At 71.2% G+C, this 26,942-nt stretch carries 21 protein-coding genes and 1 pseudogene; 9 read left to right on the top strand and 13 right to left on the bottom strand.

The window, feature by feature from the left end; all coding sequences use genetic code 11:
- Positions 1 to 207: 207 nt before the first annotated feature.
- A pseudogene (locus AC5P1B_RS23805) lies at positions 208 to 285 on the bottom strand (VOC family protein); the annotation flags it as partial.
- 205 nt (positions 286 to 490) lie between these two features.
- On the opposite strand from AC5P1B_RS23805, the gene AC5P1B_RS23800 reads away from it, so the two are divergent.
- The 3 genes from AC5P1B_RS23800 to AC5P1B_RS23790 all read left to right on the top strand — a co-directional run bounded on the left by AC5P1B_RS23800 (position 491) and on the right by AC5P1B_RS23790 (position 3,637).
- Positions 491 to 1,390 (top strand): aminoglycoside phosphotransferase family protein, encoded by a 900-nt coding sequence (locus tag AC5P1B_RS23800; RefSeq protein ID WP_493889515.1) that lies wholly within the window; start codon positions 491 to 493, stop codon positions 1,388 to 1,390.
- 527 nt (positions 1,391 to 1,917) lie between these two features.
- Positions 1,918 to 2,904, top strand: a complete 987-nt coding sequence (locus AC5P1B_RS23795) for an LLM class flavin-dependent oxidoreductase (RefSeq protein ID WP_493889514.1) — start codon at positions 1,918 to 1,920, stop codon at positions 2,902 to 2,904.
- 319 nt (positions 2,905 to 3,223) lie between these two features.
- Entirely contained in the window at positions 3,224 to 3,637 is a 414-nt protein-coding gene (locus AC5P1B_RS23790) for a TIGR03618 family F420-dependent PPOX class oxidoreductase (RefSeq protein WP_493889513.1), read from the top strand.
- A 188-nt stretch (positions 3,638 to 3,825) separates the two neighbouring features.
- On the opposite strand, the gene AC5P1B_RS23785 is transcribed toward AC5P1B_RS23790, so the two are convergent.
- The 5 genes from AC5P1B_RS23785 to AC5P1B_RS23765 form a co-directional block, all read right to left on the bottom strand.
- Positions 3,826 to 4,692, bottom strand: coding sequence for a LysR family transcriptional regulator (locus AC5P1B_RS23785; RefSeq protein ID WP_493889512.1), 867 nt, complete (start codon positions 4,690 to 4,692; stop codon positions 3,826 to 3,828).
- Between the two features lies 1 nt (position 4,693).
- Complete coding sequence (locus tag AC5P1B_RS23780; RefSeq protein ID WP_493889511.1) at positions 4,694 to 5,899, bottom strand: low temperature requirement protein A; 1,206 nt, start codon at positions 5,897 to 5,899, stop codon at positions 4,694 to 4,696.
- A gap of 251 nt (positions 5,900 to 6,150) precedes the next feature.
- Positions 6,151 to 6,900: an SDR family oxidoreductase gene (locus AC5P1B_RS23775; protein WP_493889509.1), complete on the bottom strand. Its 750-nt coding sequence runs from the start codon at positions 6,898 to 6,900 to the stop codon at positions 6,151 to 6,153.
- Between the two features lie 295 nt (positions 6,901 to 7,195).
- Positions 7,196 to 7,930: an SCO2207 family protein gene (locus tag AC5P1B_RS23770; RefSeq protein ID WP_493889508.1), complete on the bottom strand. Its 735-nt coding sequence runs from the start codon at positions 7,928 to 7,930 to the stop codon at positions 7,196 to 7,198.
- Between the two features lie 435 nt (positions 7,931 to 8,365).
- Positions 8,366 to 8,962 (bottom strand): TetR/AcrR family transcriptional regulator, encoded by a 597-nt coding sequence (locus AC5P1B_RS23765; RefSeq protein ID WP_493889507.1) that lies wholly within the window; start codon positions 8,960 to 8,962, stop codon positions 8,366 to 8,368.
- Between the two features lie 131 nt (positions 8,963 to 9,093).
- Between AC5P1B_RS23765 and AC5P1B_RS23760 the strand changes: the two genes are divergently transcribed.
- Positions 9,094 to 9,882, top strand: coding sequence for an SDR family NAD(P)-dependent oxidoreductase (locus AC5P1B_RS23760; protein ID WP_493889505.1), 789 nt, complete (start codon positions 9,094 to 9,096; stop codon positions 9,880 to 9,882).
- 473 nt (positions 9,883 to 10,355) lie between these two features.
- Here the strand turns inward: AC5P1B_RS23760 and AC5P1B_RS23755 are convergent, their stop codons facing one another.
- A complete protein-coding gene (locus AC5P1B_RS23755; protein WP_493889503.1) occupies positions 10,356 to 10,727 on the bottom strand; it encodes a cupin domain-containing protein in 372 nt (123 codons plus the stop codon).
- A 111-nt stretch (positions 10,728 to 10,838) separates the two neighbouring features.
- Between AC5P1B_RS23755 and AC5P1B_RS23750 the strand changes: the two genes are divergently transcribed.
- Positions 10,839 to 11,810 (top strand): helix-turn-helix domain-containing protein, encoded by a 972-nt coding sequence (locus AC5P1B_RS23750; RefSeq protein WP_493889502.1) that lies wholly within the window; start codon positions 10,839 to 10,841, stop codon positions 11,808 to 11,810.
- On the opposite strand, the gene AC5P1B_RS23745 is transcribed toward AC5P1B_RS23750, so the two are convergent.
- Together AC5P1B_RS23745 and AC5P1B_RS23740 are read right to left on the bottom strand one after the other, a co-directional pair.
- Positions 11,787 to 12,719 (bottom strand): PaaX family transcriptional regulator C-terminal domain-containing protein, encoded by a 933-nt coding sequence (locus AC5P1B_RS23745; RefSeq protein ID WP_493889501.1) that lies wholly within the window; start codon positions 12,717 to 12,719, stop codon positions 11,787 to 11,789. The two genes, AC5P1B_RS23750 and AC5P1B_RS23745, sit on opposite strands and share 24 nt — an antisense overlap.
- Positions 12,719 to 13,372: a GNAT family N-acetyltransferase gene (locus AC5P1B_RS23740; RefSeq protein WP_493889581.1), complete on the bottom strand. Its 654-nt coding sequence runs from the start codon at positions 13,370 to 13,372 to the stop codon at positions 12,719 to 12,721. The genes AC5P1B_RS23745 and AC5P1B_RS23740 overlap by 1 nt, the downstream gene beginning before the upstream one ends.
- Before the next feature lie 106 nt (positions 13,373 to 13,478).
- Between AC5P1B_RS23740 and AC5P1B_RS23735 the strand changes: the two genes are divergently transcribed.
- Together AC5P1B_RS23735 and AC5P1B_RS23730 are read left to right on the top strand one after the other, a co-directional pair.
- Positions 13,479 to 13,622, top strand: coding sequence for a hypothetical protein (locus AC5P1B_RS23735; RefSeq protein ID WP_493889499.1), 144 nt, complete (start codon positions 13,479 to 13,481; stop codon positions 13,620 to 13,622).
- Positions 13,619 to 14,839 (top strand): DUF418 domain-containing protein, encoded by a 1,221-nt coding sequence (locus tag AC5P1B_RS23730; RefSeq protein ID WP_493889497.1) that lies wholly within the window; start codon positions 13,619 to 13,621, stop codon positions 14,837 to 14,839. Before AC5P1B_RS23735 ends, AC5P1B_RS23730 begins: the two co-directional genes overlap by 4 nt.
- A 517-nt stretch (positions 14,840 to 15,356) precedes the next feature.
- Here AC5P1B_RS23730 and AC5P1B_RS23725 read toward each other — a convergent pair.
- On the bottom strand, positions 15,357 to 16,139 hold the full coding sequence (locus tag AC5P1B_RS23725; RefSeq protein ID WP_493889496.1) for an MBL fold metallo-hydrolase: 783 nt from the start codon (positions 16,137 to 16,139) through the stop codon (positions 15,357 to 15,359).
- A gap of 91 nt (positions 16,140 to 16,230) precedes the next feature.
- On the opposite strand from AC5P1B_RS23725, the gene AC5P1B_RS23720 reads away from it, so the two are divergent.
- Positions 16,231 to 16,830: a CGNR zinc finger domain-containing protein gene (locus AC5P1B_RS23720; RefSeq protein WP_493889494.1), complete on the top strand. Its 600-nt coding sequence runs from the start codon at positions 16,231 to 16,233 to the stop codon at positions 16,828 to 16,830.
- Between the two features lie 164 nt (positions 16,831 to 16,994).
- Here AC5P1B_RS23720 and AC5P1B_RS23715 read toward each other — a convergent pair whose 3' ends face one another.
- On the bottom strand, positions 16,995 to 19,397 hold the full coding sequence (locus AC5P1B_RS23715; RefSeq protein ID WP_493889492.1) for a bifunctional serine/threonine-protein kinase/ABC transporter substrate-binding protein: 2,403 nt from the start codon (positions 19,395 to 19,397) through the stop codon (positions 16,995 to 16,997).
- 421 nt (positions 19,398 to 19,818) lie between these two features.
- Between AC5P1B_RS23715 and AC5P1B_RS23710 the strand changes: the two genes are divergently transcribed.
- Positions 19,819 to 21,990, top strand: coding sequence for a protein kinase domain-containing protein (locus AC5P1B_RS23710; RefSeq protein ID WP_493889580.1), 2,172 nt, complete (start codon positions 19,819 to 19,821; stop codon positions 21,988 to 21,990).
- Between the two features lie 128 nt (positions 21,991 to 22,118).
- On the opposite strand, the gene AC5P1B_RS23705 is transcribed toward AC5P1B_RS23710, so the two are convergent.
- Together AC5P1B_RS23705 and AC5P1B_RS23700 are read right to left on the bottom strand one after the other, a co-directional pair.
- Positions 22,119 to 24,278 (bottom strand): glycosyltransferase, encoded by a 2,160-nt coding sequence (locus tag AC5P1B_RS23705; RefSeq protein WP_493889491.1) that lies wholly within the window; start codon positions 24,276 to 24,278, stop codon positions 22,119 to 22,121.
- Positions 24,279 to 24,571: 293 nt separating this feature from the next.
- Positions 24,572 to 26,710, bottom strand: coding sequence for a glycosyltransferase family 4 protein (locus AC5P1B_RS23700; protein ID WP_493889489.1), 2,139 nt, complete (start codon positions 26,708 to 26,710; stop codon positions 24,572 to 24,574).
- Positions 26,711 to 26,942: the final 232 nt, after the last annotated feature.

Below are 26,942 nucleotides of genomic sequence, written 5' to 3'. Positions count from 1 at the left end.
GAGACGACGTTCGGTGGTGGCCAGGGCTGCTGTCGTTCCGGGTCGATGACGACGCTGAGATGATCCTCGTGGTCGCGATCACCTGGATCGGATAGCGCTCCTCTTGCTCCTGCGGGCCGGACACGCCGCTTGTACACCCTCCTCCCGGGCACGCCGCCTGTACACACTCCACCCGGGCGCGGCCCTCGTTGCCGAAGAGGGCCGTCGGAGCGGGCCGAGGCGGGCCTTGAACAAGCAGAACTCGCTGCCTTCGGGATCGGCGAGGACGTGCCAGGACTCCTCCCCCCTCGCCCGGCCGGGGCCGCCAGGTGAGAGCCCGTAGGTCGCGCAGTAGGGCAGCTGACTGCGAGACACGCCCTGCAGATCGCGAGTTGTCGACGCCCGCCTTTCTCTCCGAGGTCCACGGTCACCGGCCCCAGTGATGCTGTCCGCTGGACCAACCGGAAAAGCGTTTGACGCCCCTCGGAGCCCGGCGGTCGGATGGCACCCCATGAGCACAGGGCAGATGCATCCCGGCACGCACCCCATCGACGATGACCTCGTACGGCGGCTGATCGCCGGGCAGTTCCCGCAGTGGGCACGGCTGGCGGTGGAGCGGTTGCCGTCCGGCGGCACGGTCAACGCCATGTACCGGCTGGGCGACGGCATGGTCGTACGGCTGCCGCTGGTGAAGGGCGGGGCCAAGGACGTAGCGCTGGAGCAGGAGTGGCTGCCCCGCCTCGCGCCCCGGCTGGCCACGGCCATCCCCGAGGTGCTCGGGGTCGGGGAGCCCGCCCAGGGATATCCGTGGCCGTGGTCGGTGTTCCGGTGGCTGGCGGGGGAGAACCCCGAGGTGGGGGCGCTGAGTGAGCCCGTGCTGCTGGCCAAGGATCTGGCCGGGTTCGTGGCGGCGATGCGGGGCATCACCTTGCCGGGGGCGCCAGTGGCCCACCGTGGCGGGCCGGTCGCCTCGCTCGACGCGTCGACCCGGGCGGCGATCGAGGAACTGCGGGGAATCCCGCAGGAGGGCGTCGACTGCGATGCCGCGGCCGCTGTATGGGAGGACGCGCTGCGGACCCCGGAGTGGGACGGGCCGCCGGTGTGGCTGCATGCCGACCTGATGCCGGGCAACCTGCTGGTGGAAGACGGCAGACTGTCTTCGGCGATCGACTTCGGGTGCATGGGGGTGGGTGACCCGGCCTGTGACCTGTTCCCGGCGTGGAATCTGCTGCCGGCCGACGCAAGGGAGATCTTCCGCGAGACGCTCGGCGTGGACGACGCGACCTGGAACCGGGGCCGGGGGCGGACGCTCTCGCAAGCGCTGATCGCGCTGCCGTACTACCGAAGGACGAACCCGGCGATGGCACACAACGCCCGGCATGTGATCCGGGTGGTGCTGGGGGAGGGCTGAGGCGTCCTGGTACTCCAGCAGGGCTTCGACGGTTGCCCTGGTCAGAGGCGGGCGGGGTAAGCGTCGTAGGTTGATGGACCGTCAGAAGCGGTCTTCGCTGGGCCTCCCCTCGATCGTGTACGGGCGCCGTTGGCAGGGTGGCACGGCGGCGAGACCGCGCGGGCCGCCCCCGACGGTAGCGGCCCGCGCGATCTTGCTGTGGGGGCAGGGACTGTCTGTCCGCGAGTCGGCTGCAGCGGTTCGCGTCCGCGCTGCGCGAGCTGAGCGCCGATGCCGGTGGGCTGACGTACCGGGTGATGGCCCAGCGGACGCCGTATACGGTGTCAACGCGGTTGCGGGTCGCTTCGGGTGAGCAACTTCCGTCACACCAGGACATGTTGGCGTATGCGGCCGCGTGTGGTGGGCGATCGCGAGGAGTGGGAGCGGCGCGGGCGAATGGGCAATGACGTGGTGCTGGCGAGGCTCGACCACCAGATCAACAAGAGCACCGCTCCCCTCGCCGACCGCGTGATCTCTATGCTGACGACATGGTCGACATCCCTCTTTCAGCGCTGGAGGTCGCGGTGGTCCAAAAGGGCGCCCGAGCCGTGGATACGCTGCGGGACACCGCGGCGTTCGCACAGGGACTGGAACGGCTGGGCTACCACCGGATCTGGTACGCCGAGCATCACCACTCGCCCGCGATCGGGGCGTTCCCACCAGTCGTGCTGACCGCGCACTCTGCCGCTTCGACCTCGGTCATCCGTCTCGGTTCAGGCGGAGTGCTGGCCCCCAACCACGCACCCATCACGTTGGCGGAGCAGTTCGGAACGCTGGCCGCCTTGCATCCGGACCGTATCGACCTGGGCATCGGCCGCGGTCCTGGCACCTTGGACGAAGCCACCGCACGGGCACTTCGCCGCGGAGCCGGACCGGCGACGGACGCGGAGTACCAAGGCGACGTCGCCGCGATCCTGTCCTTCCTGATCGACGAAGTCGCACTCGGCACGCTGCCGGAGCCATGGCTGCTGGCCTCCAGCACCGCAGGTGCCGCTGTCGCCGCGGGACTCGGCCTGCCCGTCGCCATCGCCCACCACATCCGGCCGGACAACACCCTCGCGGCCCTGGAACGCTACCGGGCGGCGTTCACTCCGTCCCGTTGGTGCGCGCGACCTCGGGTGCTGTTGTGCGTGGAGGCGGTGTGTGCCGAGACGGAGGAAGAAGCCGCGTGGCGAGCCGGACCGATAGACGTCGTCAAAGCCGGGCTCCTCAAAGGAACGAGTGAGGCACCCTTCCCCACGCCGGCGGAGGCCGCCACGCATCCCTTCACGGCGGAGGAGCGACAGGCGCTGGCCGGCTTCCGTGCACAGCAGGCCGTCGGGACACCCAGGACCGTCGTGCAACGGCTCACGGAACTGGCTGGTGAGACCGGAGCAGACGAACTGATGCTGACCACACCCGTCTACGACCTCCACGACCGCATGCGTTCCTACGAACTCATCAAGAAGTACACCGAGGCCACGACGGCAGCGTAGGAATAACGCGGAGGGCGGTGGTGGCCGCACGTCGCAGGCGCTCCGTGCCAGCACTCACCTGTTCTCGCCTGTGTCTCGCACGCGGTGTCGGCCAGAGTGCCCGGCGGGCCCTGGACTGGGCCGCGGGCGTGCCCTTGCCGGGCGCCGACCTCGTCGTCCACCGCGTCGTTCACCTCGTCGTCCACCGTGTCGTCCACCACGCGGACCGGGGTGGCTGGGGCATGTGTCACGGCATGAACGGGGGTTCGACGCTGGGAGCGGGGCAGGATGATGTCGGCGGCCGTGATGGCCGGGGAGCGAGTGATGAGGGGTGTCAGGGTTGCAGGAGCTTACCGAGGACGTACGAGAGCGGCTGGCGGCGGCGGCCGTCTGGTTCGTAGCGACCACAGACCCAGACGGGGCGCCGCACGTGAGCCCCATGTGGGTCGATGTGGACGGGGACCAGCCCTGGTTCAACACCTCGGTGGGCAGGGCCAAGTTGCGGAATCTGCGCCACGACCCGCGGGTGCGTCTCTCCCACCACGCAGATCCGTTCGACCGCATTCAGATCCATGGCCGTGTCGCCCGCTTCGTCGAGGGGGCGCAGGCGGAGCGCGACATGGACAGGCTCGCGCACAAGTACCTGGGCACGCCGTACGAGTGGCTGCTGCCAGGGGAACGGCGGGTGACCGTGGTGATCGAGCCCCTGCGCGTCCGCCGTGTCGTCGGCGTCGAGCCCTTCGGGCGGCGGTGACAGCCGGTCGAGCCGGAAGGCGCGGCACGGTGGCTGGAGCCGCGAAGGCGCTGCCGTCCGCGTGACGAGTGCTTCCTGCTGGGACCGCCGCCATGCGGCGCGGCCCCACAGCTTCGGACCTGCCACCGGTCATTGATCGTTCTCGGACGTCCTCACCTCATCCACGCCGCCGGCCCCTGGGAACTGATTCACACGGTTGCGTTGGTGAGGAAGGTGCTGCGGCTGGGGCAGGTGGTGTGGGGAAGGTAGAGCGCGTGGAGTGGCGCGTAGATCGGGGGTTCGAGGGTGAGGATGTGCGCTTTGCCCCCTGCGGCGGGGCCTGGCGGGGTGGTGACGAAGGCGATGCGGTGGGTGCCGATGACGGCGGTGACCGGTGGTGTGCCTTGGCGTTCGGCGCGGGGTTCGAAGCCGGCGTGGCGGCAGTGGGCGATGAGGAGGTTGGTGTAGTCGGAGTGGCCGGGAGTTCCCCAGACCATGAAGGGTTCGTCGGCGAGTTCGGGGAGGGTCACGGTGGTGCGGGTGGCGAGGGGATGGTCGGCGGCGACGGCGATGTGCAGGCGCTGGTGGCCGAGGGTGGTGCGGGTCAGGCCGTGGGCTGGTGCTGTGCCGCGGCACAACCCGACGTCGAGGTCGCCGGCGAGGAGAGCGGCTGTCAGCTCGGAGGGGTAGCGCTGGTGGACCTCGGGGACGATGCCGGGGTGGGCGTCGGTCACCGGAGAGAGCAGAGAGACGAGTTCGTCGCCGGTGACGGCGGGGGTGTAGCCGATGCGCAGCGTCTCGGTTTCGCCGCGCCCGATGCGCCGTGCGCGGTGCAGGGCGGAGTGCGCCATGCCCTTCAGGACACGGGCGTCTTCGAGCAGGGCCGCTCCGGCGGGCAGTACGGTGACGCCCGCGCTGCTGCGCTCCAGCAGGGGCACGCCGACTTCGCGTTCGAGGACGCGGATGGAGGTGGACAGGGCCTGCTGGGAGAGGTGCAGCCGGGCGGCGGCGCGCGTGAGGCTGCCTTCCTCGGCGACGGCTACCAGGTGCTCAAGCTTGTTCAGGTCAAGTCGCACATCAACGCCCCTCGGCTCGGTAGTGGCGGACGGCGAAGAGGTTGGCTGCCAAAGTGGCGCTCACGGCCAGGCCCATGCCCAGCACGGCGCTGCCGACCCCCAGGGCTGGTGCGCTGAAGCCCAGAACCAGTACCACGAGCGCACCGGCGACCACCAGCAGGGCATGGCCCACGGCTCCGGTGCTGGTGACCCGGTGCAGTGCGCCCAGGACGAGCAGCGCGATCACGACGGGGACGGCGACCGCCAGACCTGCCCCTCGGGTGGAAAGGTGTCCGTGGTGCTTGGTGGCGTCCAGGGCCGCCTCCAGGCCCGGGCCGATCGCGGCCAGTGCGGCGAAGACCGCATAGTGACCGTATCCCCATGCCAGGGCCGTGCGCAGGCTGGTCAGTCCCGCGTCGCTTCCGGTGAAGTAGATCCACCACAGGGCGAAGACCAGCAGCAGACCCCCGATGGCGATCAGGAGCACGGGAGCCGACAGGCCGTCGTCGGTCACGGCGGACCGGACGGCGGCGAGCGAGCCGAGGATCACCTCGCCGAGAACGATGATCGTGAAAAGGCCGTAGCGCTCAGCGATGTGTCCCGGGTGCCAGGTGGTGGGGCTGCCCCGGTACTCGGCCCATGCCGGCACGGCCAGCTCCGCTGCGACGAGCACAAGGAAGGTGGTCCAGGCCCAGACGCCAGGCGCCCACAGGCGGGCGATCCACCCCACCTGCACCACGGCGATGCCGGCGGCGTACCTCAGCGCGCCGGCTCTGCCCTCGGGGTGCTCGACGGCGGCCCGGAGCCATTGAGTGATCTGCGCCGCCCGCATGATGACGTAGCCGACCACCACGACAGTGAAGTCATCATGCTCGAACACGGCGTCCACGCCGGCGGCCAGCACGAGCACGCCGGTCATCTGCAGCAGGGTCAGCAGTCGGTAGGGCACATCGTCGGTGTCGTAGGCGGAGGCGAACCAGGTGAAGTTCATCCACGCCCACCAGATCGCGAAGAACACCGACGCGTATCCCGCCAGTCCGGAACCGACGTGCCCCTCGGCGAGTGCGTGATGGAGCTGGGCCGCTGCCTGGGAGACGGCGACCACGAACGTCAGGTCGAACAACAGCTCCAGCGGCGTTGACGCCCGGTGCTCCTCGCCCGGGTCCCGGCCGCGCATCGTCCGTCTCAGCGGTCCGGTCCGGATGGCATCAGCACCCTGACCGCTCATCACACCCGCCTCCTCGTGCACGTTTCCGCCACCGTCGGTCCCATCTTTACCGCTCGCCCGGGTCACGGGCGGCAGGGACGCGGCGGGGTGAGCGGGTCTGCGAGGCTCAGACGCCCAAGGAGTACGACCTGCATGCCTTGGCGGTTGTGCTGACCTCGGGGGTGCGTCGTACGGGAAGTCGCCTCCCGGCCGTGAGCCGGCGGGCCAGTCCGTGCGAGATGTGGTCCGGTGCGGCCCGCCAGGGGTGGGGGTCAGCGGGTGGTGTAGCCGCCGTTGGGGAACATCGTCTGCCCGGTGAACCACCAGCCTTCGGTGGTCAGGAACTTGATGACCGGGACGATGTCCTCGATGTGGGTGAGCTGGTTGCCCAGGGCCTGCGACTTGTGGAACTCCACCCTTTCCGGGGTCTCCTGCGGGTAGAAGAAGGGCGTGTCCATCGGCCCGGGTGCCACGGTGTTCACCGAGATGCCGCGGTCGGCGAACTCCTTGGCCGCCGCCCGGGTGAAGTGCTCCAGCGGTGCCTTGCCGCCGGCGTACGTCGAGTAGCCGTCCGTAAAGGCGGCCAGCAGCGACGTGCCCAGGCTGATGATCTTCCCGTGGTCGTTCAGCCGGCGCCCGGCCTCCTGGATGAAGAAGTACGCCGCCTTGGCGTTGATGCCGAACATCCGGTCGTACTCTTCCTCAGTGGTCTCCAGGATCGGCTTGCGCAGCACCATACCGGTGGTGTTCACGGCCACGTCGACGCCGCCGTAGGTGTCCAGCGCGGCGTCGAAGAGCCGCCGCACGTCCGCGACCTTCGTCAGGTCGCCCTGGACCGCGACGGCCTGTCCTCCGGCATCCTGGATCGCCTTCACCGTCTGCTCGGCGTCACTCTCGGAGCTGTGGTAGTGCACTACCACCTTCGCCCCGGACTCGGCGAACGTCCTGCTGATCAGCCCGCCCAGGTTCTTCTCGCCTCCACCGACGACCGCGACCTTCTCGCGCAGCGTGTTCTCCGCCATGCTCAGCACTCCCTCATGTCCTTGCTGGTGATCGGTTTGATCACGTTCTCCAGCCGAGACTAGGGGGCATTCCGGGCATTGGGTAACAGAAGTTTCGGGTCGCCCCACAAATACCGTCGATAGTGGCCCGGAGACCGGAGACCGGAGACCGGAGACCGGGGACCGGGGACCGGGGACCGGGGACCGGTGTGGGGAAGCCGGTCCCCGGCCCCGCCGGTCCCCGGCCCCGCCGGCGCGCGGCGCCCGCCGGCGCGCGGCTCGCGGCCGGCTCACGACAGCCGGCCGCGCGGTGCGGTCAGCCGACGCGCTCGATCCGGGCGTTCCTGATCAGGAACTTGCCGGGCTCGCGGACCTGCTCGAAGGCGGCGTTGTTGAGCAGCGCGCAGCTGCCGGAGCTGGAGGTGACGGACACGGTCGTGGACTTGTCGTTGTCCAGGTTGGTCACCGTCAGCTTGGTGCCGACGGGGAACTGGTTACTGGACGCGGCGGGGGACCCGCCCTCTCCGGAGAGGGTCACGGTGGAACCGGCACAGACGACCTCGCCGTTCGCGGCGCCGTCGGCACCTTCGCCGACACCTTCGCCGGCGTCGGCGGGCGGCTGCTGGCCGGAGGCGTCGTCCTGCGCACCGCTGCCCTGGTTCTGGCCTTGCCCCTCGCCCTGCCCCTGACCCTGGTCTTGTCCTTGGTCGCCGTCCTGCCCGGCACCCTGCCCTTGCCCGGAGCCTTCGCCCACTTCGCAGCCGGCCGCCTGCTGTTTCCGCTTGATCTCCTCGATGACGGCCTCCCGGTTGGCGATCCGCGCCTCCGACTGCGCGTCCGGGTTGGCCCGCTGTCCCGCGATGAACTTCTCGTTGTTGGCCAGCGCCTGCACCAGTCCGCCGCAGGCCGCCGACGCCTGCCCGCCGTCCGCCTCCTGCGTTCCGGCGTGGCTGTTGGCCGCCAGCAGCCCGGCACCGGAGCCGGCCAGTGCCACGGAGCTGATCAGCAGGGTCAGCTTCTTCTTCCGGCTGAGGGTCCTCTTGCGTGACATGCGTGACTCCTGTCCTCGACCGTGTGCCACGGCCGGGTCCGGTGGTGGTACCGGCAGGTACGGACCTGACTCACGCTCATCTCGGCCCGCACGTAACCCCATCCGGATGTGAGTAAGTCCTTGACCCTCGCGCATGGGCGCGGTATCCGAGCACGGGTCGAAGCCGAACGGCCGCTCCAGGCAGCGCTCGCGCGTCAGCTGCTTGGCGGTGTGCACCGCATGGCCTGACATGCCCACGGAGACAGGAGGTGCGCATGGCGGGGGTTATGTACCCCCGCCAACTCAGACTCTGACTCGCTTCTAGGCCCCCGCCATCCCCGAAGGGGGCGGGGATTAGGTCTGTGTCTCACAGACCTGCGGGCCTCGCCCAGGAGTGGCCGGCCGTACTCAGCCACCACAGCCGGCAGGCCGTCGAAGTACTCGTTCCGGAACTCGTCAAGGGCTGAGGGAGCTGCCCTGCCGACCCATGCCACGCAACAGTGTGTCGACCACGAGGGTTGCCAGTTCATCGACATCGTCGGCTTCGTCCGAGCGATTCTGGGCGGCCTCGTGAATGAGGGCGTAATAGACGCGGCGAGCCCACGCCAGGTCGGTGTCAGGACGCAGCACGCCGGCTTCCAGTGCGCGCTGGAACAGGCGCTCGCACTGATCGAGCACATCGGCATGTGCTCGTGCTACGTCGGGGTCCTCCGGTGTGGTCCTGCTCATCGCGAACCCCCACCCGATCTTGACCCGGAGGACGTTGGCGGTCGTTTGGTAGAGGGCGATCAGTGGTGGAGCGCTGTCGGGATGGGCACTCGTCACGGCTTCGTGGAACTGCCGCGTTGCCCAGGCTGCCAGAGCGTTCACCAGGGCCTCGCGGCTGGTGAACCGGCGGTGCACGGTTGTCCGAGCGACGCCCGCCGCCTCCGCGATCTGCTCCATCGTGGCCGCCGGGTTGGAGCTGAGGACACGCTCGGCAGCTTCGAGGATTGCCCTCACGGTCCGCTCCGCGTCCGCGCGCAGTGGCCGCTGCTGACTCTTCCGCTCCACGAGGCTCCCTCTCCCTGGCTCTCCGAGAAGAGTACGGGACAGTCGCCATTCATCCGTAACCTGCAACATGGATGTTGCAAGTCTTAGGGTTCTCGCATCGCACAAGACTCACCTTTGGATAGGGGTGCTGCATGGACCTGCAACTGATCAACAAGGCCGCTGTCGTGACCGGCGCGAGCCGGGGGATCGGCTTGGCCATCGTCTCCGCACTGGTTGGTGAGGGCATGCGGGTGGTGGCCGCGGCACGGACGATCACACCGGAGCTCAAGGCCACCGGCGCGATCGGCGTGTCCGTGGACCTTTCGCAAGCCGACGCCCCTGCCCGGCTCGTCGCCCAGGCCGAAGCCGAGCTCGGCGGGCTGGATCTCCTGGTCAATAACGTCGGTGGCGGCGACGCCGGGGAGGGCCAGACGGGCGGCTTCCTCGCCTTTACCGACCAGCAGTGGTACGACGCGTTCGACCTGAATTTCCTCGCCTCGGTCCGCACTACCCGGGCCGCGCTGCCTCACCTCACCAACAGCCGCGGCGCCATCGTCAACATCTCCTCCAACGGAGCCAGGGCCCCGCATGCGGGCCCTGTTACCTACACCACCGCCAAGGCTGCACTGACCGCGTTCGGCAAGGCGCTGGCCGAGGAGTTCGGCCCCCAGGGCGTGCGCGTCAACACCGTCTCGCCCGGGCCCGTCCGCACGGACATGTGGGAAAGCCCCGACGGCTACGGAGCCGAGCTGGCCAAGTCGATGGGCCTGGAGCAGGAACAGCTCCTGGCCCATCTCCCGACCGCCATGGGCATGGTCACCGGCAGGCTCGTAAGACCAGACGAGGTCGCTGCCCTCGTCTCCTACCTCGCCTCGCCCCTCGCCGGCAGCACCACCGGCGCGGACCACATCATCGACGGAGGCGCGATAAAGACCGTATGACCACAGCCGCGGTGCCGCCCAGTTCCCGCATGCTTCCCGGTCCGGCCCACCGGGCTGGACCGGGGCGGCACTTCGCCCGGGCTCCACTCGTCGGAGTGCAGTGCGGAGAAGGGTCTTCGCCTCGCGGGCCCAGGAGTCATTCCTGGTGCGGCCCCCCCAAAGGTGCGAAGATCCGCCACTGGCGCAGAAGAACAAGGTCACGCCGTGCTTCACTCCGACGAACGCCTCCTGGGCCAACTCCATCGAGGCCCACTTCGGGCCGCCGCGGCAGTTCACCCTCGCTCACTCCCACCACACCAACCAACACCATCCGGCCCCGGGCCCCGCACGCCTGCATGCGTTGGCGAAACGCGAACGCGCGACCCCCCGACGTGCTGGCCGCCCAGCGCAAGGAGCGCGCCCGCATCCGCAGTGAGAAAGGCATTCGCTGGGACGGACGCCCCCTCGCGGTGCGGTCTGACACCGCCTTGGTGCTAGTTGAAGGTCTCGGCTGCCTTGGTCATCGGTCCTCCCGCGTCGCCGGTATTGATCGTTCCAGCCGGTTCGAACAGCAGGATGGCGGTTTCTTCGTCCGCCACAGGGCAGTGTTCGACACCGCGGGGAACCACGAACAACTCGCCGGGTTCGAGCACCACATCACCATCCCTGAGCTGGAGGGTGAGCCGCCCGCTGATGACCAGGAACAGTTCATCGGTGTTCTCGTGGCTGTGCCAGACGAAGTCCCCCTTGAGCTTGGCCAGCTTGACCTCGTAGTCGTTGAGCTCTGCCACCTTCTTCTGCGACCACAGCTCGCTGAACTGTGCGAGCTTGTCAGCGAGGTTGACGGGGACGGGCAACGTGGGCATGCGGCATTCCTTCCTCAAGGCCGGTAGCTCCGGAGGCTTGTGCCTCCCGTTGTCCGGCCGGCGTCACGAGTCTGCCGCCCTTGAGCTCCGCTGGTCTTGTACGTTCCTGGCATGACCGCACAGCGCCCCCGCACATCCATCAGCGCCTGGCGGCCATCGGTCCCCGGGATCGCGGAGGTCTTCCACGCGCACTTCACCGACCACGCGTATCCGGCCCACACCCACGACACATGGGATCTGATGATCCTCGATGACGGAGCGGTCGACTTCGCACTCGACCGCCACCGCCACGGAGCGACCGGTGCGTCCAGCGTCCTCCTGCTGCCTCCTGGCGTCGCCCACGACGGCCGGACGGTCACAGCCTCAGGCTTCCGCAAGCGCGTTCTCTACCTCGACGACTCCGTGCTTCCACAGCGACTGGTCGGCGGCGCGGTGGACGGCCCGGTCCTCGATGACGCACTGCTGCGTTATCGGATACACCAGCTGCACGTTTCCCTCGGCCATGCGGGAGACGAATTCGAAGCCGAGTCCCGGCTCTCCTTCATCCGTGAACGGCTCCACTTTCACCTCGACGCGCTCCAGCCCCTCCCACCAAGCCGCGAGGCAAACCGGCTGGCGACCGAGTTGCGCGAACTACTGGACTCTCGGACATCGGCCGGCATATCCCTGCGCGAGGCGGCCGCCACTCTGCATGCTCACCCCACCCACCTGATCCGCTGCTTCAAACAGACTTACGGCCTGCCACCGCACACCTATCTCACCGGCAAACGCATCGACCAAGCACGCAGGCTCCTGCTCGATGGCCTCCGACCGGCCCAGGTCGCTACAACCGTCGGATTCCACGACCAAGCCCACCTGAATCGACACTTCACACGCCACGTGGGCACCACGCCCGGACGCTATACGCGCAGTCTCACCAACTCCGCCGAGATGCGCCCTGAGGCCGCGTCGGATGCACCCGACCCATCCGTCCCATCCGACCGCCCCAGTAATCCCCGACGCCATCACCGACCCGGCGAGCCATCCCGGTGGCGCCTGTCGGGTTGGGCTGGCGGCGTGTCAGGCAGGGCGCTCGGGAAGTGATGTGAGCAGGGCCTCGTACTGGGCGAACAGGCGTGGGGCCGGGGTTCCGGTGGTGGTGTGGGTGTCGGCCTCGGCGAGTGCGGTCCAGCAGGCGGCTGTGAGCCGGCGGGCATCGGTGCCGGGCCAGGGTTGCGGGAGGAGTTCGGGGGGCAGGAGGGGGTCCGGTTCCATGGCATGGGTGAAGGCCGCGGCGAGCTGGACGGCCATGGTCAGCTGCTCAGGACCGGTGGGGCTGCCGGGCTGCGCGAGCCGGTCGAGGTAGGTCCGGGCGAGGCCGGCGAGGCGGTCGTAGCGGGCGGCGATGTCGCCCAGGGGCCAGAGGGTGGCGGCCAGGGCGGGCGGGTCATGGAGGCCCCCGACGGAGAGGTCGGTGCTGGTGAGGCAGGTGACCGCGTGGGCGACGCCGAGGTGGCGGGCCTGGGCTGCGACGAGTTCTTCGATGGCGTTGGCGCTGACGTAGAGGCCGCTTTGGACGGGAGCGGCGCCGAGATAACGCAAGGTGTCGCGCAGGGCGTCGCGGGCGGTCCGGCTCGATTCGGGGATGGCGAAGGCGAACAAGTGCCAGACGCCGTCCCAGGCGGCGAGCCCGTGGTCCTGGCGGTAGGCGTGGCGGACGTAGGCGACGTTGGGGGTGATGGAGCCGGTGGCATCGGCGACCGCCCTCAACAGGGCCTTGCGCCCGCGGCCCTCGTGGGTGAAGCGGCCTTCGGCGACGAGCCGCTTGATGCAGAGGCGGACCTGTTGGTCGGTCATGCCGAGAAGGCCGGCGACGGTGTACAGCTCACCGGCGTCGACGGTGCCGTCCTCGCGGACCAGGGCGTGGACGAGCAGCCGGGTGGGGATGGGCACAGGGTCGGTGCTGTCCGCGTCGGCCTGCGTGCCCATCGGGGCGTTCGTGGGGGTGCTCATCAAGCCTCCCGGCGGGTCGTCGAATCGGTCGGCGTGACGGTCCGGTGCATGGTGGTGACGGCGCTGAAGCCCATCAGTTTGCGCAGGTAAGGGGTCTTCTCGGTGCGTACGGTGACGAAGTCGTGCCGTTCGTACAGGGCGCGGGCGCGCGGGTTGACGTCGATGACGTCGAGGCGGACGCGTCGGCAGGAGTGGTCGGCGGCCACGGCCGCGATCTCGCACAGCAGGAGACTGCCGATGCCCTTGCCGCGGTGCTCGGGGGCGACGGCGATGCCGTCCATCACGAGCTCGCCATCGGCGGGGCGCCGTTCCAGCAGGGCGAGAAGAGCCAGACGGGGGAGTCCGCGCAAGGTCCCGTAGGCGGACAGGACGTCGCCCGCGCCGCCGCCCGTCAGGCCGCGTCCGCCGAGCTGGTAGCCGGCCACCCCCGCCACCTCGCCGTCGACGACGGCGACCACGCCCCGGTCGTGGTGGAGATGGGCCGCGAGGAAGGCGCGGGCCTGGTCCGGTGGGTTCAGGGCGGCGCCCAGCTTTCGCCCGAACGCCTCCCAGTACAGCGCGGCCACACGTGACTCACTGCCCTCGGGCACGCCCCTGCGCACCCCCGGGCTACCCGGATTCTCCGGCATGTACCCCGGCTTCGTCGTGTCCATCGGCTCCATCGGCTTCCTTCCGCGCGGCGGGCCGCCGCACTTGCGCTATCGACTCTACTACGCTCATTATCGGCACGAGCGTAATATAGATGATAGTTACGGGGCCGTGAGTCGACTGGATGGCGCCGAGCGCGCGGCGTCGCCGCACCCTGACGCCGTCTTCGCCCCGCGATGCCCGTCCGCCCCCGGACTCCTCGCCGTCCAGCGCCACTTCGTCGAGCAGATCAGCGACCGCAAGGAGAACGTGTGACCACCGCGACCACCGCGACCACCGAGCCCCCAGCCCGCGTGGCCGGACGCCTCGCCCACGTCGACGCCCTGCGCGGCTTCGCGCTCCTGGGCATCCTCATCGTCAACATCGGCTACCTGGCCTCCACTTACCACGGCACGGGCTTCGAGGACCCCGGCTTCGCCTCGCCGCTCGACAACGCGGTCCGATGGTTCGTCGCGGTGTTCTTCGAGGCCAAGTTCTTCCTGCTGTTCTCGTTCCTGTTCGGCTACAGCTTCACCCTCCAGTTCGCCTCCGCCGAGCGGCACGGGGCCCGCTTCGCCCCCCGCTTCCTGAGACGCCTGGCCGGCCTGTTCGTTCTCGGCGTCCTGCACGCGGTCCTGCTGTTCCCCGGGGACATCCTCACCGTGTACGCGGTGCTGGGCCTGGTACTGCTCGCCGCCCGTCGCCTCCGGCCCCGTACCGCCGTGCGCACCGCTGTCGCCCTGTTCATCCTCACCGCCGCCGCGTACGTCGTGTTCGCTCTCGCCGTCCACGCGGCGGGCGGCGCCGGGGTGGACCCGGCTGAGGCGGCCGGTGCCCAGCAGGCCGCCGCGGCGCTGCGCGGCGGTCCGTCATCAGTGATCGCCGCGCACCTGGAGCAGCTGCCCGACGTGCTGTTCCTGCTCGTCTTCTTCCAGGCTCCGGCTGCCCTGGCCGCCTTCCTCCTCGGCCTCGCGGCGGGACGGCACAGGGCCCTGGGGGATATCGCCCGCCACCGCAGGACGCTGGGCAGGCTCCAGTGGGCGGGCTTCACGCTGGGGCTGATGGGTGGTGTCGTCTACGCCCACGCGAGCCTGGAGCACCCGGGCGGCGCGTACCAGATCTTCGCCCTGGGCCTCGACGTCATCACCGCCCCGCTGCTGGCCGCCGCCTACGCCGCGACGGTCCTGCGGTTCGCTTGCGGCCGGTACGGGGGTCGGGTGATCGCGGTGTTCGCCCCGGCGGGCCGCATGACCCTGACCAACTACCTCACCCAATCCCTCGTCTGCGCCCTGGTGTTCACCGGCTACGGCGCAGCCCTGGTCGGCGATGTGCCTCCTGCGGGCGTCCTGGCTATCGCCCTCGTGCTCTTCGCGGCGCAGGCCCTGGTGAGCCGCTGGTGGCTGCGCCGACACCGCTACGGCCCTCTGGAATGGCTACTGCGCGCCTGGACCAATATGACCCGGCGCCCGACGACGTCGGCACCCGCACCATGACGGTGCGGGGCCGTGTCCCGGCATGGAAGTTCAACGGGATCGGCCGCGGGTGCCCGCGTCGCCGGGATCGGCCGCGGGTGCTCACCGGGGACCGGAGGCCGGTTGATGTGGTGGTGGATTACCGCGTCGCGGACACCGCGGGTGCGCGCGTCGGCACCGGAAACGGCCCAGGCCGGTGCCGCTCCCTTGTCGCTGCGCCCCGCTGCGCCCCGTGGCGCCAGTAGCCGGGTGGCCCGGGGGACTCTCCCCGGGCCACCCGGCTCACCTTCCGGCTGGGTAACGGCCGTGTTCCGGCCCCCGCGCTCCCCCTGTCCCGCTGTCAATATCCCTCTGTCAACCTGTGCGTCTCCCGGCGGTGATGAAGCGCCAAGTCCAGCCGGTTGTCGGTCGGCAGTGTCGGCGGGCACCGCGCTGTTGCGGTATCGCCACGTCTGGCGGGTCCTCGTGGAGCCCTCACGGCGGCGGGGGAGGGGTGGTGTCGTCGGGGCCGGTTGCCGAGGTCCGGGTCGGTGCCGGGTCAGGACACGTACAGGCGGTCTGCCAGCCCCGCGGCGGTGAAGGCGGCCACCAGGCCATCGCGGCCCTCGGTGAAGTGGGCCCAGCTGTCGCAGTGCGCGGGGACGACTCGGCGTGCGCCGAGGATCGTGGCGGCCTCGGCGGCCTGGGCGCTGTCGAGGACGAGCAGCGCGCCGTCGAAGATGCCGGGGAAGCGGGGGGCTCCGGCGAAGAGTATGGCGGTGTCGACGGGGCCGAAGCGTTCGGCGGTCTGCCGGACCGCGTCGAGTGAGGCGTTGTCGCCGCTGACGTAGACCGTGGGCAGGTCGGTGGAAGTCAGCACGAAGCCGACGACCTGGCCGGTGATCGCCTCGACGTCCTCGCGCGCCCCGGGGCCGTGGATGGCGGGCACGCCCGTCACCGTCACGGTGCCGCCGTCGGGTCGGTCCAGGTCGATGGACTCCCAGTCTTCAAGGCCTTTGGCGCCCCTGCCGAGGCGGCGCCCGCCGCCGGGGGTGGTGAGGGTGAGCGGCACGTCGGCGAGCAGGGCCCGACCGGAGTGATCAAGGTTGTCGGCGTGCTCGTCGTGCGAGAGCAGGACCACGTCGATGCGGCCGAGGCCGGCGGGGTCGATGGAGGAGGGCGCGGTCTTCGTCAGCACCGGGCCGGCGGGTGCCGGGTAGTCGCCGGGCGCGTCGAAGGTGGGGTCGGTCAGGAAGCGCAGCCCGCCGTACTCGAAAAGGACGGTCGGGCCGCCGAAGACGCGGACGGCAATCTGTTCGTTGGTCGTGCTTTCAGCAGACATGACGCAGAACACCTCACGGATGGGAAGGGGCTTATCCGTGATGAACCGTAGTGGCTTCTCACGGATGAGCGCAAGCCGTAACATGAGATCCATGAAGGAGCCCGTGACCGCCGAGCCTGTCCTGCCGCCTGCGCCGGGCGCGGAGCAGTACCCCGCCCTCGACTTCGCCAACAGCGCCATCGCCCTGCCCGGCGGCCACTTCCTCGATCTCCTCGGCACCCCCGCCGCCGCGAATCAGTGGCTCACCGAGCGCGGCCTCGCCCCGGACGACGCCGGACTGCAGGAGATGTGTGCGGCGCAATTGCGGTCGCTGCGCGAACAGATCCGGGCGCTGCTCGCCTCGAAAGTCGACGGGCACCCCGCTCCCTCAAGCGCTCTCGCCGCCATCAACGACGCGCTGACCAGGGCCCCCGCGGCCTCCCTGCTGCACTGGGCCCCCTCCCGCGGCTTGTACCGGGCCGCTTCCCACCCCACCACCCAGATCGTCGACCACGCCCTGGCGGCCCTCGCCGCCAGCGCCGCCGACCTGCTCACAGGCACCGACGCCGAACGCCTCACCGCCTGCGGCTCCACCCCGTGCAACCGCTACCTGCTGCGCCACGGCCGCCGCCACTGGTGCTCCACCCGCTGCGGCGACCGCGCCCGCGCGGCCCGCGCCTACGCCCGCCGCGCCCAACACGGGACGCGCTGAAGTCCCCCGACCCCGCACCCCGCACCCCACACCCCACACCAGAAAGGTCCCCGCACCGGGGAAGCTGGAGAAACCGACGGGCGGGACTCTCTTTCGCTGGCCCGCGCGCCGCTGCCCGTAGGGGAGTCGGCCAAAGGCGAGCCGGTCGGCTGGCCCGCCCCGCGTCACCCCCTGGCGGGGGCGTAGGGAGTGCCGTCGGCCGAGGTGACCGCGATGGTCGTGGTCCGGCCGCCGGGCTCGATGCGGATGACGGGGATGGCCTTGTCCTGCGGGCCGCCGTCGCCGCCGATGGTGATCCAGCCGCTCGCCCCCGGGAGCCCCGTGCCCTCGCGCAGCGCGGACAGTGTCCGGTAGACGTCGGTGGCCGTGGGATGGGACACCGACGGGGTGCTGCGCAGGGCCCGGGTAGCGGTCAGGAGAGCGTCGTACATCATGATCGCCCGGCCGTCGTCCAGGTCACTGTCCGGGAAGGCGGCGGCGAAGGTGCCGTCGCGGAACGGGGCGATGGCCTTCGGGGCGAACGCCTCGGGGGCTGTGTCCCATGCGCCGGGGTGGGCCAGCCCGGTGTAGACGAGGTCGATCCTGCCCGTGCGCAGGGTCTTGGCCAGCTCCTTCGCGCCGAAACCGGCGGTGCGCGTGACCTGGGTGGTGTCGTCTGCCGAGAGCACGGTCAGCGAGCGGCCCGCACACGGGCGTTCGGCGAGCGCGGTCAGGAAGGCGGGCAGTGAGGTGCCGCGGCCCGCGAAGTAGACGACGTCCGGCTTCCGGGCGCACAGCTCGGCGAGCTGCGCGCGGAAGGTGCCGGCCTGATCGGGTTGGGACGAGTCGAACAGCGTCGGCTCGTCGTCGACCAGGCGCTCGGTCGGCACCCGGGTGCGGAACTGCGTGGCCAGGGTGCTGGTGTACTGGTCTCCCGCGGCGACGTCCTGGACGAGCAGGACACGAGCGTCGGCGTGTTCGCCCGTTGACAGGAACCGTACGGCGGCGGCGGCCTGGTCGGCGTTGGCGGGCGCTACCCGCACCAGGCCGGGGGTGCCCGCCCAGGAGTCGGCGGTGAGCACCGAGCCGAACGCGGGCAGGCCCCCGGCCGTCAGCCCGCCGATCATGTCCTGGCTGGAGGCCGTGCTGCCGCCCAGGCCGACCGCGGCCACGATCCGCTCGGCGCGCTGGCGCCGGAGCACCTGCCTGATCGTGTACTCGCGCTGATCGGCGGTGCCGCCCGTCTGAGCGAACAGCAGCCTGATCCGGGCCCCGGCCGCGGTGGCCGGGTCGCGGTTGGCGCGATGCTGGGCGAGATACGCGCCCTCCAGGTCGTGCCGGACGGTCTCCATCAGGTTGGTGCCGTCGTACTCGGAGGTGATCGGGGTCAAATACACGATGGAGGCGTACGGGCGGCCGCCAGGCTCGGCGGCCGCCGCGACCGCCCGCTGGTTCTCCGCGTCGATCCGTTCGAGTACTGGCGCCAGGTCACTGCCCGAGGAGCCCGACGAGTCCGAGGAGCCCGACGGGCCGGAGGCGTCGGACGCGCGCGAGGAGCGTGAGGAGTCCGGTGGCGATGAGGCGACGGTGAGCAGGCCGACGCAGCTGCGCGTCCTGCCGTCCCCGATGCTCCGCAGGCCGTCGGCGCAGCCGGTACCCCCTGGCGGTCGGACGGAACGCGGCGCGTCGCCGCCGATCACCAGGGCCGCGAGCACGGCCAGCACGGCGGCCGCCACCGTAGCGCGCCGCCTGCCCCGCGCCCGGCGCTGCGGGCCGGACACATACGCGCCCTCCCCGGCCCGGGCGGCCAGGCGCAGCACCTCGTCCAAGCGGGGCCGCCGGCCGGGGTCCTTGGCCAGGCAGCGGGCGACCAGCCCGCGCAACGGGCCGGGCACGCCGGACAGGTCCGGCTCCTTGTGGACCACGGCGAACGCGACCGCGATCGGCTCCGAGCCCACCGCGTCGCGTTCCTCGAAGGGGCTGCGGCCGATGGCCGCGAAGGCCAGCACGGAACCCAGCGCGAACACGTCCGTCGCCGGGGAGATGCCGTGCGGCCCGTTCAACTGCTCGGGCGCCATGAACGCCGGGGTGCCGACCACGCCGCTGCGCGTCAGGGCCCGGCTCTCCGCCACTGATCTGGCGATGCCGAAGTCGATCACACGGGCGCCGTCGTCCGCGAGCAGGACGTTGCCCGGCTTCAAGTCCCGGTGCACGATCCCCTGCTGGTGGATGTCGCACAGGGCCGCCGCCAGCTGGCAGGCCAGCTGGGCGATGTCCGCCGCGGGCAGCGGGCCGCCGGAGCGCACTCGTGCGGCCAGCGACTGGGCGGGCACGTACTGGGTGGCCAGCCAAGGCGGATCACCATCCGGCGCGGCGTCCACCACGGACGCCGTGAACGCGCCGCTGACCTTGCGGGCCGCCGCCACCTCGCGCCGGAACCGGGCCCTGAAATGCGGGTCGTCGGCGTACTCGGGGCGGATCACCTTCAGCGCTACCTGGCGGCCCGCCCGGCTCCGCGCCAGGTACACCACCCCCATGCCGCCGGCCCCCAGCCGCCGTTCCAGGGTGAACTCCCCGATCCGCCGCACCGGGACAACATACCCAGGCAGCCGCACCGCCGCCCCGCCCTCCCGAGCGGGAGCCTGGCCCGCTGACACATCAACCGGCCCCAGCGGGCCAGCGCCCGGGCGGCGAGCGGGCGGTGCGGCAAGCGCCGCCAAGATGACCCGAACGAGGCGTTGGACGTGCGCTCTTCCGCCCGGAAGGCGTAGCGCGGGGTGCCAGGGGGAGATGCCGGTATGTCCTGGCGATGACCGCGCCGCGCCCGGGGAGCGGGTGGCCCCGGTGTCGCGGAAGGGGCGCTCGGGGGCGGGCGCGAGTTCGTCACGCAGCGCCACGGGCGTGGCGTTCACCGCGCCGCCCGGCGAGGGCGCCGCAGAAGCTCCGTCGGAGCGTTCGGGCGCGTGCGGAATACTGTGCCGACAATTGTCGGCACAGGTGGGGGTATTGGTGCGACCGCTGGCGAAGGGTGATCCGCAGCAGATCGGCCCGTTCCGGATCATCGGGCTGCTCGGGGGCGGCGGCATGGGGCGGGTCTATCTCGGCCGTGCGGTGGACGGGCGGACGGTGGCGGTGAAGACCGCGCGCTCCGAACTCGCCGACGACCGGGGCTTCCGGGCGCGTTTCGCCCGTGAGGTGGCCGCCGCCCAGCGGGTGGGCGGCCCGTTCGTGGCGCCGGTGGTCGACGCCGCGCCGCACGACGACGTGCCCTGGATGGCGACCGACTACGTGCCGGGTGTCTCGCTGACCGACGCCGTGCACGACTGCGGGCCGCTGCCCGAGCCCGCGGTGTGGCTGCTGACGGCGGGCCTGCTGCACGCCCTGACGGCGGTGCATGCCCACGGCCTGGTGCACCGCGACCTCAAGCCGTCGAACATCCTGCTCACCGCCGAAGGCCCGCGCGTCATCGACTTCGGCATCGCGCACTCCGCCGCGGACACCGCCCTGACGACGACCGGTACCGCCCTCGGCAGCCCGGGATTCATGGCGCCCGAGCAACTCGTCATGACGGGCCCCAAGGTCACGGGCGCGGCGGACGTGTTCGCGCTCGGCGGAGTGATCGTGTTCGCGGCAAGGGGCGACGGCCCGTACGGCAACGCCGAGCCTCAGGTCCTCATGTACCGCACCGTGCACGAGGAGCCGCGACTCGACGAACTCCCTGAGAATCTGCGGGGGTTGGCGGCGGCCTGTCTGGCGAAGGAGCCGGAACGGCGGCCCGCTTTGCCCGTCCTCATGGCGCGGGTGGGCGCGCCGGGCCCGTACGGCGACTGGCTGCCGGAGCCCGTCGCCCTCCAGCTGCGCCGTCTGTCCGCGCAGCTCGGCGACCCCAGGTCCCCGGGCACGTTCGCGCCCCGCCCCCCGGACGAGGGGCGCGCCGACGACCCCTACGACCGACTGCCAGCCGACGCCGCGGGAAGCAGCGTGCCGCAGGCGCCGTCGTACGACACGCCGCCGCCGCGGCCCGCGGGCACCCCCGCGCCCCCTGTGCCTCCCGCTACTCCGCCTCAGAGCCCGTACGGCCCCGCCCTCGCGTATCCGCCACAGGGGCACGACGCCCCCGCCCCGCCACGAGGGCCGCAGGACATCACCGTCACCCCGGCCCCGTTGCCGCACGCCCCTGGGCGGTCCGCGTCCCCGGGGCTGAGCCGGCGCCGTATGCTCGCCGCCCTGACTACCGTCGGTGGCATAGCCGGTGCCGGCGCGCTGGTCTGGGCGCGGTGGCCGGACGGTGGCGACGGCGGCAGTGGCGGCGCGAGCGCCGGGGACAAGCCCGATGGCACCGGGAAACCGTCCGACGGCCCCAAGCCCAGCGGGAACCCCTCGGCCGCCGGGATACCGTCCGGTCGGCTGCCGAAGGAGATTCGCGACAAGGGCGTCGTCACCGTCGGCTCGGACATCGCCTACCCGCCCATGGAGTTCCTCGGGAACGGCAAGCCCACCGGTGTCGACGTCGACCTCGCGAACGCCCTCGGCCGCGAGCTGGGCGTGCGCTTCGAGTTCGAGAACGCCACCTTCGACGCCCTTCTCGCCGGCCTGAACGCGGGCCGCTTCGACCTGGTCATGTCGGCGATGACCGACACCAAGGGCCGTCAGGAGGGGCGGGTGGACGGCACGAAGACCGGCAGCGGCGTGGACCTGATCGACTACTTCAGGGCCGGGCTCGCGCTCGTCGTCCGCAAGGGCAACCCGGAGGGCGTCAAGACCCCTCAGGACCTGTCCGCCAAGACGGTCGCCGTACAGCGCGGCACGGTCGCCCGTGACTACCTGGACGAGCTGAGGGGGAAAGTCCCCGAGAAGGTGGAAGTCCGGGAGTTCGACTCACAGGCCGAGGCCTACAGCGACGTCGTCAAGGGCCGGTCCACGGCCTGCCTCGACGACTTCCCGGTCGCGGCCCACACCGCTGCCACCCGCCTGGACGGCAACGTCCTCGAACTCGGCGGCGAACAGTTCGACCCCCTGCCCTACGGCATCGCGGTCGCCAAGACCAACACGGGCCTGCGCGACGCCGTGCGGGACGCCCTCGATCGCCTCATCGTGAGCGGCGCGTACACGAAGATCCTCAAGCAGTGGCACGTCGAGGACGGCGCGGTGGAGCGGGCGATCGTCAACGGAGGCCAGTAGGGGCGGTGATCCGCCCGGCGCCCGGCTCGGCCGGGCGGGGCTCCGCCGCTGGTCGGCGGTCGCCGCCGGTCAGCGGCGGTGACCGGTCCCCGCCGGGGCTGCCGGCCCCCGCCCTCCGGCCCGCCGCCTCAGCTCGCCTCGGGAACGGGGCCCGCGCTGATCGCCAGGTCATTGGTGACGGTGAAGTAGGGGCGGACACGCGTCGCCGGGCCGCCGTCCGGGGACCGCACCTCAGCCGTCGGATAGACGTCCGTCTTGTTGCGTTCGACGATGTCGCCGGTGAGGCGGCCGACGCGGACCGGCTCGGCACCGGGGGCGAGGCGGAGCCAGAGATCCCACACGGCGCTGTCCTCCCGGGGATCGGTGAGCGGCCGGGTGTAGGGAACGGTGAACCGGAAGGCGGTCTCATCGACCACGGTCACCGCGACGTCGAAGGCCGGGTTCGTCCCCTCGCGCGGCACGGCGAGGGCGACGGGCGCCGTGCCCGACGGGCCGAACGCGGCGCCGTGCAGGGTGCCTTCCACGGTGACCGAGCCGTCGCCGAGCTGGAGCGTACGGGCCTCGGCGTGGGCGGTGCGTCGCCAGGCGCGGATGGACAGGCAGCCCTTGACCGTCGTATACGGAACCCACCAGGTGAAGGGCGCGTCCGGCAGCGGTTCCAGCGTCACCAGTCCGCGCTGTTCGACGATGCGGGACGCCACCCGGCGGCGGGCACCGTCCTCCTGCCGGACCACATGGAAGTCCCAGCGGCCCTCGGCGAGCCGGTGCTCACGGCGGTCGACCAGCGCCGTCCAGGGGGCCTTGGCCTTCTCCGGCCGCTGGATGGGGAGGGTGATCTGCTCGCCGTCATCTCCCCGGCGGGTCAGCGTCAGCGAGAGCGCGTCGCCGGACATGCCGGAGGGGGCGAGGAGGACAACGAGGTTGCCGTCCGCGTCGACGCGGCAGCTCGCCGTGGGGCGCAGCGGCTTCAGGCCGGCCGAGGCGGCGGAGCCGGCGGCCTTGGCGGTGGGGGATGCCGCCGTGGCGGCCATGCGGCGCAGCGGACGTGCGAGCTTGCCCGCCGTCCTGCGCACCCGCCGGGCCAGCGGGTCCGGGGCGGGCGCGGCAACGGGAGCGGGGGCGACGGCAGCGCCGGGTTGGGTGCCGCGCAGTTCGTGGACGAGTTCCTCGTACCGCTGGGCGATGCTCTGCGGCCCGTACCGCTGGACGTTGATCTGGGCTGCCGCGCCCATGGAGCGGCGCAGCGCCTCGTCATTGATGAGCGTCAGCAGCCCCTGCGCGATGGCGCCGACGTCGCCGACGGGTACCAGCAGGCCGTCCTCGCCGTGGGTGATGATCTCGCCGGGCCCGTGCGGGCAGTCGGTGGCCACCACCGGCGTGCCGCACTGCATGGACTCGACGATCGTCATGCCGAAGGACTCCTCACGGGAGGTGACGGCGGCGATCGAGCCCTTCGCCCACTCGGTCTCGATGGGGGAGTGCGGACCCATGAGGAAGACGTGGTCGCTCAGGCCGAGGCGGTCGATCCGTGCGCGGAGCGCGGCGCGCTCGGGGCCGCGCCCGTAGATCCGCAGGCTCCAGTCCGGGCGCTCGGTGACCACCTTCGCGAAGGCGTCGACGAGGAGGTCGTACCGCTTGACCGGGATCAGGCGCCCCGCCGCGACGACCAGCTTGGCGGAGCCGTCGGACGGCTCGACCTGGGCAGCGGGGGAGGCGTTGGGTATGCAGACGATCCGGGTCGCCCTGGCCTGCGAAAGCTGCGCGCGGTGGGTCGCGGCGTCCGCTTCCGAGACCGTGGTGTGGGCGTCGAGCCTGGTGATAGCGGCATCCTGCGCCGCGCGGATCAGCGGTTCGTGGGTTCCGTAGATGCGGTGCTCCTGGCCGATGCGCAGGTAGCGGCGCTGGCCGAATTCCGCGAGGTAGATCAGCAGGCCGGGGCGGGTGGCCACCACCACGTCGGCGTCGGTACGGGCGAGGAAGTCGGCGACACGCTGGTCGGTCAGCTGGTCGAAGCTCGCGCCCTGGGCCTCCACCGGGGGGATGAGGGAGGTCGGCTCGCCGATCAGCTCATGACCGAAGTCGCTACCGGGCACCGCCTCGCGCTTGTCGATCAGCGGTACGAGCCGGACCTTGCGGCTCAGCGGGAAGCGGGGCTCATCACCGGTGCGCCACACCGTCACGATCTCGACGTCGTGGTGGCGGGCGGCGAGCGCGCCGGCCGCGTTGAAGGTGGCCCGGATCGTGCCACCTATGCCATAGGCGTTCTGCAGCAGAAAGGAAATCTTCATGGTGGCTGCGCGTGGCATCGGACATGCCACGCGGTCCCTCCCCCGGTTTGAGTAGGCGGGTGGTTCCCGCGAACCGGTGCGGCGTGGTCAGCCGCGCACCGGTTTCATCAGGTATAGAGGTGAAGCGGGATGAATTGGTTGCTTCGAGGTCGGCTAAAGGTGACGTATGCCGCTCCACGGAAGCGGCTGAGCGCGGGCGCCTGGGCGTGGGAGTGGACGTGCGGGCGGGCTGTGCGGGCCCGTGAAGGTGTGGGCGCGGGCCGATGGCCTGCGCGATAGGACACGTCGCGCTCTTACTCGTCGGTGGTGGTGTGGTCGCGGGCGCTGAGGCTCAGATCGTTGACGGCGTTGAAGAAGGGCCTGAACCGGGTCGCTCCGCGCGCCGGATGCTCCAGGACCACGGCCGGTGGGACGTCGGTCTTCTTCCGGTCCGCGATGTCCCCCGCGATGCGGCCGATGGGCACCGGCTCCGCGCCTGGGGCGGGCAGCAGCCGCAGATCCCACAGGTCCTGCTCGGCGCTGCGCCGGGTGAGCGCGTCGCCGTAGGGCAGCGTGAACTCGAAGCGGCGGTCGCCTGGGGCGCCGGGCGCCGGGTCCAGTGCGCGGACGGGCATGACGATGTCGTACGTCAGACCCTGGCGGGACGCGGCGAGGACGACCGCGTCGCTGAACGACACGGCCCGCGCGGTTTCGCCGCCGTACAGGGTGGCGGTGACGGTGGCTGTCTCCTGGCCGATGAGGATCTCCCCGACCTCGGCGTGGGCGGGGCGCAGCCAGGTCCGCAGGGCGAGGAAGCCGTCACTGGTGGGGTAGGGGATGAGGGCGGAGACGCCGTGGGGGCCTGTGGCCAGGGGGAGGGGCAGCAGACGGGCTTGTTCGACCAGCTCGGCGACCAGCCGGTGCCGGTTGTGGGTGTCGCGCGCCGCGACGTAGCAGTCCCAGCGGCCCTCGGGCAGGCTGTGGGCGGCGCGTTCGAGCGTGACCTCCGTATGCGGGCTGTCCGCGGGAGCGCCGGGAAGGGGAAGGCGTATCTCGCGCTTCTCGGGGTCCTTACGGAGCCGGATGACGAAGTCCAGGGGCCCCTGGGGCAGTTCGGTGGTGCGCAGCCGTACGGTCACGCCGCCGTCGGCGGTGGCGCGGCAGTGCGCGCGGACCCGGTGCGGGGCGTCGGGCGTTGTGGGTGCGGTGACGCCGTCGGCCGCCGCCGTGGTCCTGGGCAGGGCGCGGCGCAGGGTGGACCGCATCCGGCGCAGCAGCGGCGATGTCTGCGCGCGGGGGCGTTCTTCGCGCAGTTCGTGGATGAGCCGCTCGTAGCGGTCGGCGATGATCGCCGGGTCGTACGAGGCGGCCGTCGTACGGGCCTTGGCGGCCATCCGCAGCCGGGTCTCGCGGTCGTCTATCAGCCGCAGCAGGGCGGCGGCGTAGGCGTCGATGCCGCCGTCGAGCGGGACGAGCACGCCGTCCGCGCCGTTGGTGATGATCTCACCGGGTCCGTACGGGCAGTCGGTGGCGACCACGGGCACCCCGCAGTGCATGGCCTCGACGATGGTCATGCCGAAGGACTCGGCGTCCGAGGAGACGGCGGCGATGGCGCCCTTGGCCCACTCCGTCTCGATCGGGGAGACGGCTCCCATCAGCTGGATGCGGTTGTAGAGGCCCATCCGGTCGATCTGCTCGCGCAGGGCGGCCCGCCGCGCGCCGCGTCCGTAGATGCGCAGGTTCCAGTCCGGGCGCTCGGCGGCCACCTTGGCGAAGGCGTCGATCAGCCGGTCGTAGCGCTTGACCTGGACCAGCCGGCCGGCGGCGACGATCAGCTTGGAGTCGCTTCCGGAGGGTTCGACGGCGGGGGCCGGCACGCCGTTGGGGATGCACCGGATGCGGGTGGTCACCTCGGGGAGCGCGGCCTGGTAGGCCTCGGCGTCGGCCTGGGAGACCGTGACGAAGGCGTCGAGTGCGGCCAGCGCGGCGTTCTGGTCGTCGCGCAGCTGGGGCACGTGCGAGGCGAAGGTCAGATGTTCCTGGCCGATACGGATGAGCCGGTCATCGCCGTAACGGGCGAGATACCCGTTGAGGATGGGCCGGGTGGCGATGACCACATCCGCGTCGGTGTCGCGCAGATAGGCGGCGATGCGCTCGTCGGTGAGCCGGCTGGGCGCCAGGGGGCCATGGCTGACCCCGGTGTCGGGATACATCGAGCTGGGCTCACGCGCGGCCGGGTCACCGCCGTCATAGCCGGGCGACTCGGGCCGCCAGTCGATGAGCGGGATGACGCGGACGGCAGCGTCGATGTCCAGCTGGGCCGTGTCGGCGGGGCGGTAGACGCTGGCGATCTCGACGGTGTGGTGGGCGGCCAGCGCCCTGGAGAGGTTGACGGTCGAGCGAATGGTCCCGCCGATGCCGTAAGCGTTGTAGATCAGGAAAGAAATCTTCATCCGTTGTTCCCCCCGTGTCACCGGCGTGCGCGGGTCAATGCGCGGCCGTTGCTGTCTTCCAGGTCCCTCGAAGCCTCGAAGGTCCCCATGCCCCAAAGAGCGCCGTGGTGCCTGATGGTTTAGACCAGCTGAGATGTGAAGAGGTTGTAATGCGAGGGGGAAATGTGACGACCGTCATGTTGCGGCCAGGGGGGGGTGAGGTGGCGCAGAAGGGACAAAAAGATGAAGTGGA

The sequence above is a fragment of the Streptomyces sp. A01 genome (assembly GCF_059026195.1).
This window is presented reverse-complemented; position numbering and strand designations above follow the sequence as displayed.